Annotated in this window: 8 protein-coding genes; 4 read left to right on the plus strand and 4 right to left on the minus strand. The window is 67.0% G+C overall.

Features of this window, described 5'->3' with window-relative positions; all coding sequences use genetic code 11:
* Positions 1–410 precede the first annotated feature (410 nt).
* A complete protein-coding gene (locus QHF84_RS00510; protein WP_281311129.1) occupies positions 411–1,013 on the plus strand; it encodes a DUF4291 domain-containing protein in 603 nt (200 codons plus the stop codon).
* Positions 1,014–1,747: 734 nt separating this feature from the next.
* On the opposite strand, the gene QHF84_RS00515 is transcribed toward QHF84_RS00510, so the two are convergent.
* Positions 1,748–4,789, minus strand: a complete 3,042-nt coding sequence (locus QHF84_RS00515) for a proprotein convertase P-domain-containing protein (protein ID WP_281311130.1) — start codon at positions 4,787–4,789, stop codon at positions 1,748–1,750.
* Positions 4,790–5,054: 265 nt separating this feature from the next.
* Between QHF84_RS00515 and QHF84_RS00520 the strand changes: the two genes are divergently transcribed.
* Together QHF84_RS00520 and QHF84_RS00525 are read left to right on the plus strand one after the other, a co-directional pair.
* On the plus strand, positions 5,055–5,906 hold the full coding sequence (locus QHF84_RS00520; protein WP_281311131.1) for a 2-dehydropantoate 2-reductase N-terminal domain-containing protein: 852 nt from the start codon (positions 5,055–5,057) through the stop codon (positions 5,904–5,906).
* A 469-nt stretch (positions 5,907–6,375) separates the two neighbouring features.
* Entirely contained in the window at positions 6,376–6,783 is a 408-nt protein-coding gene (locus QHF84_RS00525) for a DoxX family protein (protein ID WP_281311132.1), read from the plus strand.
* 52 nt (positions 6,784–6,835) lie between these two features.
* On the opposite strand, the gene QHF84_RS00530 is transcribed toward QHF84_RS00525, so the two are convergent.
* The 3 genes from QHF84_RS00530 to QHF84_RS00540 form a co-directional block, all read right to left on the minus strand.
* Positions 6,836–10,033 (minus strand): beta-propeller domain-containing protein, encoded by a 3,198-nt coding sequence (locus tag QHF84_RS00530; protein ID WP_281311133.1) that lies wholly within the window; start codon positions 10,031–10,033, stop codon positions 6,836–6,838.
* A gap of 145 nt (positions 10,034–10,178) precedes the next feature.
* A complete protein-coding gene (locus tag QHF84_RS00535) occupies positions 10,179–10,883 on the minus strand; it encodes a hypothetical protein (RefSeq protein ID WP_281311134.1) in 705 nt (234 codons plus the stop codon).
* 5 nt (positions 10,884–10,888) lie between these two features.
* Positions 10,889–11,335 (minus strand): hypothetical protein, encoded by a 447-nt coding sequence (locus QHF84_RS00540; RefSeq protein WP_281311135.1) that lies wholly within the window; start codon positions 11,333–11,335, stop codon positions 10,889–10,891.
* Positions 11,336–11,374: 39 nt separating this feature from the next.
* Here QHF84_RS00540 and QHF84_RS00545 point away from each other — a divergent pair, with 39 nt between their 5' ends.
* On the plus strand, positions 11,375–11,791 hold the full coding sequence (locus QHF84_RS00545; RefSeq protein WP_281311136.1) for a hypothetical protein: 417 nt from the start codon (positions 11,375–11,377) through the stop codon (positions 11,789–11,791).
* Positions 11,792–11,828 lie beyond the last annotated feature (37 nt).

Below are 11,828 nucleotides of genomic sequence, written 5' to 3' on the forward strand. Positions count from 1 at the left end.
TCGCGCGTGGTGCCGCCACGAACCGGAGAGACGCACGGCTCGTATCGATCATTGCTGCGCTGCGGGCCCATTGCCCGCCCAACGGCGGGTGGTCCCCCCTGGTCCCATCGGCTGGACTGTACAGAGACCGCGGCGCGGAAGCCGCTTGCACGGCGCCCTCGTCGGGCCTGGAGGGCCCCTCCAGGCGCTTGACGGCCGAGGCGTTCCTGGTTCATGGCGAGGTGGCTCGCAAGGGTGTGACGGAGCACATGCCAGCGATCCGACGTATCTCGGGCGGCGGCACACTCGCCATAACGGGTGCTTGCAGCGCTCTTGGGGCGGATCGCGAAGGCCGGTTTGTAGAGCTCGTCAAAGCCCGCCCTTCGCGAGCGGCACCTCGCTCCGCGGCATGTCAGGCTTCGTGCCCCGTCATGGCCACGCCGAAGCCCCATGAAATTCGCGCCGACTACGATGGAAGCACGATCGTCGTGTACCAGGCATATTCATCCGAAATCGCGGATGCTGCGCTGAAGCATGGTCGATTCGTGGCGCCGTTTTCCTTCAACAGGATGACGTGGATCAAACCGAGCTTCCTCTGGCTGATGGCACGGAGCAACTGGGGCGCTCGGGCCGGGCAGGAGCGTACGCTCGCCGTGCGTATCACACGCGCGGGCTGGGAACGGGCATTGTCCCTCGCCGTCCCGACGGATCCTCACGGGCCCGGATACGAAACCTACGACACCTGGCGCGCGGCATTCGATGAAGCATCCGTACACGTCCAATGGGATACCGAGCGATCCTTGCAGGGCGCCGGCCTTCCCTACTACAGCATCCAGGTCGGGCTCAGCAGGCACGTCATCCGGGAATTCGTCGACGATTGGATCGCGGAAATCGTCGACCTCACGGGGCAGGTTCGAAAGATGAGGGATTTGCTCAACAGCCGGCAATCCGACAAGGCACGACGTCTCCTGCCTCGGGAGATGGTTTACCCGCTGTCTCCGGCCCTGCGCAGGCGGATCGGTGCATCGGCATAGGTCAGCTCGAAGCGAGTGAGCATTTCGAGCACGTCCGAGGACCGTCGCGACTCACCCAGAGGACAGTCGCGACCCTCTTCAAGCAGGGTAACGACCCACCACGGCGACCGGTTCGAGCAGGTCCATGACCATCGCGACTCACCGCGCCGACAACTTCGAGCACGTCCGAGGACCCTTGCGACTCACCCAGAGGACAGTCACGACCCTCTTCGAGCAGGGTAACGACCCACCGCGGCGACCGGTTCGAGCAGGTCCACGACCGTCGCGACTCACCCCGCCGACAACTTCGAGCACGTCCGAGGACCGTCGCGACTCACCCCGAGGACAGTCACGACCCTCTTCGAGCAGGGTAACGACCCACCGCGGCGATGCCATCGAGCACGTCCGAGGACCGTCGCGACTCACCCCGCCGACAACTTCGAGCACGTCCGAGGACCCTCGCGACTCACCCCGAGGACAGTCACGACCCTCTTCGAGCAGGGTAACGACCCATCACGACGATGCCATCGAGCAGGTCGAGGACCGTCGCGCCCCTCTGTGACGATGGATTCGAGCAAGTCGAGGACCGTCGCGACTCACCCCGAGGACAGTCGCGATCCTCTTCGAGCAGAGTAACGACCCACCGCGACCTCGACCCGAGGGACGAGCTTGCCGTGTTGGAGGACCGAAGACCGCGCAGCGCCCGCAGAATCGAGGCGCTGCGCGGCCTTCTTTTTGGAGGGAGCGTCAGCGCGTCAGGGCGCCACGCAGAGCGCGAGCGACCAGTTGTTCAGCGTGCCCGTGATGTACTGCTCGTCGTCGCCGATGACGAGCCTCCATGCCCCTGCGGACGCCTGCCCGTTGAACGTGGCGAGCGGCGCCTCGGGCGAGAAGCACTCGGTGAAGGGCGCAGTCCCGGAGGTGATGGGCGTCGCGCAGGTGTCGTCGAGGACCGTATTGACGTAGTGGTCGAGGTCCTCGCCGTTGTCGCTGGTCAGGTCGATCGTCGATCCCGCCGGCGACGTGAGCGAGACGTCGACGTCCTCGATCCAGGTGTGCGTGACGTTGAGCCGCACCGCCGCGCGCTGGACGGTCCCCGTGACGGACGCGTTCCTCGTGCTCGTCGTGATGTCCTCGTCGGGGATGCTGAGCGGCGTGTCCGTCGAGTTGTAGACCACGAGCTTCTCGCCCGCGGCGCATTGCGTGGCGAGGCCGCAGCCGAACGCGCATTCCGAATCGGCGCAGTCCGTGTTCCCGTCGCCGTCCTCGTCGACGCCGTCATTGCAAACCACCTCGCGGACGATCTCGCAGGACGCGGTGCAACCCGGGGTGCCGTCGCACTCCTCGGAGCCCTCCTTGACGCCGTTGCCGCAAAGCGCGGTGATCTTCACCTGGAGCTTGTAGCCGGTGATGACGCTGTTATCGAGGTAATCGATCACCCGCACGCGGTAGGTGCCCGCGGGCAGCCGGCGCGCGTAGGTGTTGACGTTCGGGTCGATCCTCGAACAATTGCCGATCGCGCCCTGATCCTGCTCCGGGCCGACCGGCGTCGCGCAGTCGGAGTAGAGCTGGATCACCGTGTCGACCGACGTGCAGGTGCCGGGGCCGTTCATGTCGAACGTCTCGATCCACACGTCGGCCACGGCCGGGAGCGTGAAGGCGAACCAGTCATCGTCGCCGATCGGCGTGATCGCGCCCGTGAGCAGCAGGCCGGTCGCGTCCGTGGGCACCACGAACGGGCCGGTCGCCGCGGCGCACGTGTCGTTCGGCTCCACCTCGGGCTTTGCCTCGACCTGGCAGTTCGAGGCGCAGCCGTCGCCGTTCGCCACGTTGCCGTCGTCGCACTGCTCCGAGCCCTGCTTCTGGCCGTCGCCGCAGAGCGCGTTGAACGAGACCTGGAGGAGGTAATTCGGGATCGTACCGTTGTTCTGGTAGTCCTCGACGCGCACGTAGTACGTGCCCGGGGCGACGCGCCGGAGGGGCGTGTCGACGGTCGAGTCGAGCTTCGAGCAGCTCCCGACGCCGCTCTCGTCGTCGGAGTCGAGCACCGTGGTGCAGTTCGAGCCGCGGAACTCGATGACCGTGTCGGCGCTGGCGCAAGCGCCCACCGTGCCCTGGAAGGTCTCGATCTTGAGATCCGCCGTCGCGGGCACCGTGAAGGTGTAGAAGTCCTGATCGCCGACCGGCGTGATCGAGCCCTTCACGGTCGTCGGGATCGTGATCGGCGCGGGCGCCGTGGCGCAGGTGTTGTTCGGCTCGAGCTCGCAGCCGGCCTCGACCGTGCAGCCCGCGGCGCAGCAATCGCCGGCGACGGTGTTGCCGTCGTCGCATTGCTCGACGCCCGCCTGCTTGTAGCCGTCGCCGCAGGTCGCCGGCTTGCACTGGATGCAACCGTCGGTGTTGTCCTGGTTGCCGTCGTCGCATTGCTCGACGCCGGCCTGCACGAACGTGTCGCCGCAGGTCGCGGTCTTGCAGGTCGACGGGCAGGCGTCGGTGTTGTCCTGGTTGCCGTCGTCGCACTGCTCGACGCCGTTCACCACGCCGTCGCCGCACGTGGGCGCAAGGCAGACGTTGCCCATGCAGACGCCGCTCGTGCAGTCGGCGTTCTTGGAGCACGCGAGGCCGTCGCCGCACTTGCCGCACATCGGGCCGCCGCAGTCCATGGCGGTCTCGTTACCGTTCTGCTTGCCGTCGCTGCAGCTCGGCGCGGCGCAGACGCCGCCCGCGCAGACGTCGCTCGTGCAGTCCGAGTCGACCGAGCAGCTCTTCGTGTCCGTGCACTTGTCGCAGAGCGGGCCGCCGCAGTCGACGTCGGTCTCGTTCGCGTTCTTCGCGCCGTCGGTGCAGGTCGGCACGCAGACCGAGCCCGAGCAGCTCCCGCCGACGCAGTCGCCGTCGATGGAGCAACCCTTGTCGGGACCGCAGGGCGAGCAGCTCGGGCCGCCGCAGTCGGCGTCGGTCTCCTCGCCGTTTTTCACCGTGTCGTCGCAGGCCGGCACCGCGCAGGCGCTGCCCGTGCACACGCCGCTCTTGCAGTCCGACGCCTGGAGGCAGGCGCGCGTGTCGTCACAGGGCGTGCAGATCGGACCGCCGCAATCGATGTCGGTCTCGTCGCCGTTCTTCACCTGGTCCATGCACGAGGCCGGCACGCACGCGTTCGACGTGCAGATGCTGCTCGCGCAGTCGGCCGCCTGGTTGCACTCGACGCAAGCGCCCTCGCCGTTGCAGAACTTGCCGTTGTCGACGTTGCAGGACGCGCCCACCGGGAGGTTCACGTTCTTGGGCGCATCGCCGTCGCAGGTGTCCTCGGTGCAGGGATTGCCGTCGTCGAGCACGTCGGCCGTGTCCGGCATGCTCGTGACCTCTCCCATGCCGTCACACACGCTCTGCTTGCAGTCGCCGGACGACTGATCGGTCGTCGCAGTGCCCTGGGGCGCGTAGGTGACGCCGCAGACGCCTTCGGCGCAGGTGCGGGTCGCGCAGTCGGTGTCGGCTCCGGGGCAGTCTTCGGGCGACGTGCACTCGTTATTGCTGCCGCCCTGGCCGCCGTTGCCGCCGCCGCCCTGGTTGTTCCCGCCGCCGCCCTGGTTGTTGCCACCGCCGCCTTGGTTGTTGCCACCGCCGCCTTGGTTGTTCCCGCCGCCGCCTTGGTTGTTCCCGCCGCCGCCTTGGTTGTTCCCGCCGCCGCCACCCTGGCCTCCGGCCCCTTCCGGGTTCTCGTCGGAGCAGCCGGAGAGCGACGCCCCACCAACAGTGAGCGCCGCCACGGTCACCAGCGACGCCAGGAACCTCGTCAACGATGAATCAAGCCTTCCGTTTCTCCTCACCAGTCACCTCTTCGAACATCAAGAGACAAACCGTAAAACAAGGAGCCATAGACCCGGAGTTTTTCGGCGGCGTCAAGAAGTACCCGTCAGGCCGGAAAGAGACGACCGACCCGCGAGCAGAGATCACCCGGCGTCGACGTTCGCCGGGCACGGGCACGTTCGTCGGGTGCACGTTCACGTCCGCCAAACGAAACGCGCGTCCACGTCCGCCAAGCGCACGTGGTAGCGTCGCGGCATGAAGATAGCCGTCCTCGGGCCAGGTGGAATCGGCAGCACGTTCGCATTCGAGCTCGCGCGCGCAGGGCACGACGTGACCGTGATCGCGCGTGGCAAGCGCCTCGAGCACCTTCAGCAGGACCGGGCCATCGTGACCGCATCGGGGAAGCGCGCCGCGGTACACGTCAGCGCAGCGCTCGATACGACGACGGAATGGGATCTCGTGCTCGTGACGGTCCTCGTCTCGCAGGTGGACGCGGTGCTACCCACGCTCGCAGCCAGCGCGGCGAAGACCATCATGTTCATGTTCAATACCTTCGAGCCGTTCGCTCGTCTCCGCGAGGCCGTGGGCGCGTCACGTTTCGCGTTTGGTTTCCCCGCGATCCTGGCGACCCTCGACGAAGGCAAGCTCGCGTCCGAGATCGTGACGCGAGGCCTGTTGACCACGGTGACGGATGCAACCTGGGCCAAGGTATTCACGGACGCCGGCATCCCCGCCGTCGTCCACGCGGACATGGAGAGCTGGCTGCGGACCCACGCAGCCCTGGTCGTGCCCGTGATGATCGCCGCCGCGACGGCGCATACGCGCCGCGCAGGCGTGTCATGGACCGAAGCGACGAACCTGGCGCGCGCGATGGACGAGGGACTTCGCCTGGTGCGCCGGCTCGGAAACACGCTCACGCCGGCCCCAGTGGCGACCGTGAGCCGCTTGCCCATCCCCGTGCTGGCCTCGTTGTTATGGACGGCAAGCCGGCTCAGCCCGATCCGCAAGGCGGGCGCCGCAGGCTACAGCGAGCCCCGCACGCTGATCGACGCCATGGCCGCCGCAGCTCCCGGCGAGATACCTGCGCTGCTCGCGGTCAGGCCCTGAACTGAGCATTGGTTTCACCGCAAGCCGCCGCGCCGGGGCGCCGCCCCGGACCCCGCGGGGGCTGTCCGCCCCTCGACCCGGACCAGCGCAAGCGCTGGACCTTTTGTGGAAGAACTGCGCGGTGCGCAGTTCTTCCAACGGGCCGGTGGCAAGACCAAAGACGGCGTTGCCAGTCGAAACGTCAGCTGGCAGGGTCGTCGCCGGTCTTGACTCGGCCTGTTCGATGAACTGCGCACCGCGCAGTTCATCGACCCCGAGTCCAGCGCTTGCGCTGGTCCGGGTGCAGGGGCGGATAGCCCCTGCTGGGGCCTGGGGCAACGCCCCAGCGAATCGGCTTCCCGATGAGACCAATGCACGAGCACCGTGGCGCATCGCTCCGCGACCACGGTTTGTAACGACAACTCCTCGCGTCACCGACATCCGTTTTTCCCGCTTGACGCGCTCGCGCATTCGATCCTTTCATCCCGCGATGGAACAACCTGCAAGTTCACGCAAACTCACGATCGCGGGCTGGGTGCTCTCGGGGCTCGTTGCGCTCTTCCTGGGCGTCGTCAGCGCGGGGGGCAAATTCATCCAGCCGCCGCCGCCTGGCGTCCTCGAGGGGGCGGCGCACCTCGGCCTCCCCATCGAAAAATACCCGGCCATCGGCGTCGTCGAGATCGCCTGCGTGATCCTGTTCTTGGTCCCGCGCACGGCGCTCGTTGGGGCCATCCTCGTCGCGGCGTACCTCGGCGGCGCTACGGCGATCCACGTCCGCGTCGGCGATCCTTGGTTCCTGCCGCCCCTCGTCGGCGTGATCGCGTGGGTGGGTTACGGCCTGCGCCGGCCCGACATCATTCGCACCGCATTCGCGGCGCCTCCGAAAACATCCAAGTGATGGAGTGTGCGAGGCGGCGTGGGGAACGCGCCGCCTCGCGCCATGGGGAGGGTTACTGGCTTCCGGGCAGATTTACGTCGTCTTCGTCTGCCTGCAGGATGCCACGACGTCCAGCGGCGAAGAGGACGTCGTCGCCGTCGACGAGCAGGTTTGGCTGCGGCTCGGGCCAGTATTCCGAGAACGTGCCTTGCGGGATGTAGAAGAAGCTCAGCGCCTTGAGGTGATTGGGCTTGGCGGCCACGGTGAGCACGCCTCCGGGGATGTCGAAGAAGAGATTGTCGCCGCGGGCGCCGTCGAGCGCCATCCATGATTGAATGAGGGATTGCCCGCGCACGGTGTAGCCGCGCACGCCGGAGCCCGAGGCCGGCTTCAGCAGGGCGACCTTGGCCCGCGCGTCCCACGGAGGCCCGTCGTAGAAGGGCTTCCACGCGAGGCCGTGGGTCACGACGGGCCAGCCGTCCTCGTCCGCGACGACGGTGTATACCTCCCGGTTCGGGAATCGCTGATAATTCTTCAGCTCGGCGACGCCGTCGTCGAGCTCCACCCGCGCCACGGCCGACTCCAGGAACGCGTCGCCCCAGACCGGATCGCGGGTGATGAGCTCGTCGTCGTCGACCCCGACGATCCGCCCCGGCACGTTGATCTTCGACACGACCGGCTGCCCCGGCTGCCCGAGGTCGATCTTCTCGACGAAGTATTTTACGTGAGGCCGGAGATCGCCCGGCTTCGTGGCCGGCGTCTTCGTCGTGACGTAGAGATCCTCGCCGTCCGAGAACGTGCTCACGTATTCTTCATCGGCTCCGAATGTGATGGTCGGACGCACCGCGGGGTGCGCCGGGTCCGAGAGATCGAGCACGCCGACGGTGGCGTGCCGGACCTCGCGGTACGTGCTCCCCGGCCAGCAGTAGCCGTTGATGTACGGCTGCGCCGCCGCGAAAGCGACGGGCACGCAGGTGGGGTCGGCGCCGACGTGGTCGGTGCATTGCGCGAAACCACCATCGCAGGCGAAGTCGTCCGTGCCGAGCGGCGCCTGGCAATGCATGCGGCCCGTCCAGTAGGTGCAGCCCTCCTCGCCGTAGCATTCCGAGTACTGCTGGTTCGGGAGATACGAGCAATCCTCGACGTCGGCGCCATACGTGTACGTGGGGTCGGGGGGAACGGCTACGAAGACGAGCGACTTGTTCCCCGGGTACACGGCCGGCACCCAGCTCCCGGCGAACGGCAACCCGGTGATCACGAAATCGCCCGTGGATTTCGGATGCAGCGGATTCGAGAGGTCGATGATGGTGATCGTATACTCTTGCCAGTTCGAGACACGTATGGCGGTCAAAAGATGGCCGACCTTGTAATAATACGCGCTCGGCGGCACCTCGATGCTCGCGAGCGTCGGGGCGTATTGGGTCTCGCCCGATCGGGAGGTGACCTCGACGCGGGCCTTCACGGTGGGCTTCGACCAGTAGGTCGTGTCCTCCGGGTTCTGCACGCGCACCCGGTAATTGCCATATCGGAAGATGGCGAGGTAATTCGGCGCGAGGAAGACGTGGCCGCGTTTCGTGGGGTTGTCGACGTCGCTGCGGTCGTACAGGCCGAACTCGGTCTGGGTCAGGCCCGCGGCGCCCGTGCCCGAGGTCGGGAATCCGCGGAGCATGCGGCTGTTCAGCGGGAGCAGCCCGCGGCGCGTGACCGTGCTGCCCGAGAACGTGAAGAGCTGCACGCCGGAGGTATAAGGCACATTGCTCCAATCGCCGCTGCTATACGCCACGAGCGCGAGCCCCGTCTCGGTCTCGCCGCTCGGCGCCTGCACGTTCACTGCGTTCTCGAGCACGGAAAACGCGCGCCAGTTGCCGGCGAGCTCCGCTTCTCCTTGCCAGTTGCTGGTGAACGGGTCCACGGCGGCGCGCGCGAGCAGGGGATTGGAGCTGTTCGCGTCGTAGAGGCTGACCGCGACATGGTAATACCACGTGCCGGTCCGACCGGCGCTGATCAGGCGGCTTCCCCCGAAGACCGGTCGGAAATGGTCCTCCACGCCCGGCTGGGACGACGTCCCGAGGGATCCCACATGCCCCGCCGTGTCGACGGAGAATACGTGAACCGTTCCACTTTCCAGGAGCGTGGTCGAGACGTAGGCCTTGTCCTCGGTGAAAAGCGCGCCGTGAATGGCCTGGCCGGGCGCGAAATCCGCGTGCTCGATCGGCGTGGGGTTTCCCGGCCCCGACGCGTTCCACGTCTGCAGGTGCACGCTCGCCTCGGGCATGTCGACCCTCGTCCCGGAGAACGCGCGAAGCGTCGAGCCCTGCAGATCCACGTGGGTCTCGTTGAGGATGGTGTCCGCCGTGATCACCTTCCCGCGCACGCTCAGCGTGCCGCCTGCGCCGATGTCGATGATGCTGACGTGATTCGCCGGATCCCGGGCGACCCTCGCGGTGTGCACCGCGACCAGCGCGCCATTCTCGATCACGAGGCCCCGCAGATCACCGGGGAACCCGACCGTGCTCGTGAGGGAGGGCCCGCTGCTCGTCAGCGCGAATCGCTTGATGGAGGTCTGGTGTCGCCCCTCGGAGTACCCGGTCCCTGGAACGGGGAACCAGCCGTACTCGGTGGTGCCCACGTAGAGCACGCCGCCGTCGAGACGGCTCGCCTTGACGGTCCCCGAAAGCAGGGTTTGCGACACGACCTCGGGGTGCTCTCGATCGCTGATGTCGACCTCGAGAATGGACGGGCCCGTGCTGCCGTCCGCGGCGATCCGCGCCGGATCGGGTCGATAACCTTGCACGCCGCTCACGAGGACGAACGCGCGATCGCCCTTCACGTGCATCTGGAGCACGCCTCCGGCAATCGGCAGCCGTCCCACGATGCGCGGCTCGTCGGGGTCTTGCACGTCGATGACCTGCAGACCGCGGAAGGAGCTCAGGTTGAGCACGTACCCGTCGCCGAGCACCTCGTAAGTGTCGCCTTGCGCGCTCGTCGTGCTCGGCGCTCCGAGCTCGCCCGCGCCCTTTGCCGCAACGGTCTGCTCCTCCTCTTCTTCTTCCTCTTCTTCCTCTTCCTCGCCCCACCCCACGAAGTAGGGAAGCGGCTCGGCGGAAAGGAAGGACGTCGGCCCCTGAATCGCCTCGGTGGCCTCGGCCGTTTCCGTTTCTTCCGAAGGTGTCTCCGTGCGGGTCGTGCACCCCTGCCCGACCAGAAGTAGCAACGCGGCCGAATACCGCGCAGCACGCGCGACTCGGCCGTCCTGGATGAAGGTCTTCATGTTCATGGTCTCCCGTCTCCGCCCATCACATGGAATGAAGGGCGATAGACCCACCATGACATCGACCTTATGGAGTGGTGTCAACACACATGTTTCCGAGGGCACCTCTCCGCCCCCTCCGTCGACTGCGCGGGTCGACGTCAGGCTAAAACGGCCAGGATTGCAGCGCGACGCGCACGGGCTTCTGATGCGCCTGCAAGGACAGGAAACCGGCGCACGGGCCTTTCCAAGGGGCCGAAAGCACGTTGTACGCCCCGGTCGCCGTCCATTCGATGTCACCGTCCCATGGCGTTCGGAGTGAAAACGTCACGCGCCCCGTGTGCACGAAGCCATGCTCGGCCGTCCAGAGGCCGGCGACGAGCTCCAAGGCGCCCTTGCCGATTTCGTGCTCGGTGCGAAGGAGGACGTTGACGAGCGACGCGAGTGGATCTTCGAGATACGGCAGGGCCGCGGGTTTCCAGGCTCGGCGCGCCTGATCATATCGATACGTCGTTCGCAGGCAAAGCATGCGTTGCTCGCCTTTCATCACGACGCGGGCCTCGTCGCCGAGCTCCTCCGCGGCGCGGCGAAAGAGGCGATCGTCAGGGCAACGCGGGGCGAGGAGGTAGTTGCATCCGAGGACGAATGCGCTGGACGGCTCGCCGGCCAGGTAATCATGGACCGCACACATCCCGAGGACGCCCGGGCCCGCGAGCCTTTGGCAGCTCCACTTCTCCATCGTCTGCATGAGCTGGATGCCGGGACCGATGACGCCGACACGCATCGCGAAGCTTGCCCGATCGAACCACGACGGCGCGGGAATGGGCCGGTTCCCAATGATGAAGTGGTCTGCGATGCACCAGTCGCCCATGGGCTTTACGTGTCGCCCCGGGCAGCCGTGTCGGCCCTCTCGTAGTGGTAGGTCTCCAGCATCGTCCGATACACCCGCATGTTCGGCCGATATCGGCGAAAATACTCGGCGTCGTCGCCGGTGAGCACCTTCGAGATGGCGGCGGCGACGGCCGGCGAGCGGCACATCCCGGCGTCGCAATGGACGACGAGCCGCTCGATGTGCGAGAGGTGTTCTTCCACGAGGTCCCAGATCGCGCGGGCATGGGCGCGCGAGAAGAGCGATTCTTCGGGAATCGACTCGGTCTTCGCGTCCGCGTCCGCGAACGCGAGGCGCAGAAGAGCACGACAGTGTGGAGACGCTGGGATCCGAGCGTGATCCGCCTCGCTCGACGTGATCGAGACGACCACATGGGGGACGTCGTGCGGCCGAACCCGCTCGACAGCGCCGCGACTGTAGACGAAGATCTCCACGTGGAACGTGATATCCCGACGCCCCGCCGGAAGCCAGCCATGAAAACGTCGCGACTCTTCGTCCTCGTCGTCCTGGGACTCGCGAGCTGCGCGGCCCCGCCCGGGGATGCGTCCGTCGATGCGCCCACGAACCTGGCCTCCTCGTGCCCGACGAACGAGATCTCATTCACGAAGGAGACGGGATGCATGAACGACGGCTCGGTCGAGTTTTGCTTGCCGACGGGCAATGAAGCGCTCGTCGCGCGGGTCCGGGAGATCGCGCCGACGATCGAGGCGGGATCGTCGCGCGGCCGCGCGGGGTGCAATCTGCCGGCCGAGACGCTGTATTTCTTCCCCACGGGCGAGGCCGAGTGCGTCGCGCGCCACGGCGCGCTCGTGGATGCGGCGTGGGACAAGATCTGCCGGATCGCGGCGCTGCCGGAGGTCCGGAAGATCGTGCCGACATGGTACGAGTGAGCCTCGGAGACGAGCGTCGACACGCACGCAGCGCGTC

Origin of the sequence: Polyangium sp. y55x31, assembly GCF_029946505.1 — a bacterium.
Taxonomy (GTDB): Bacteria; Myxococcota_A; Polyangia; order Polyangiales; family Polyangiaceae; genus Polyangium.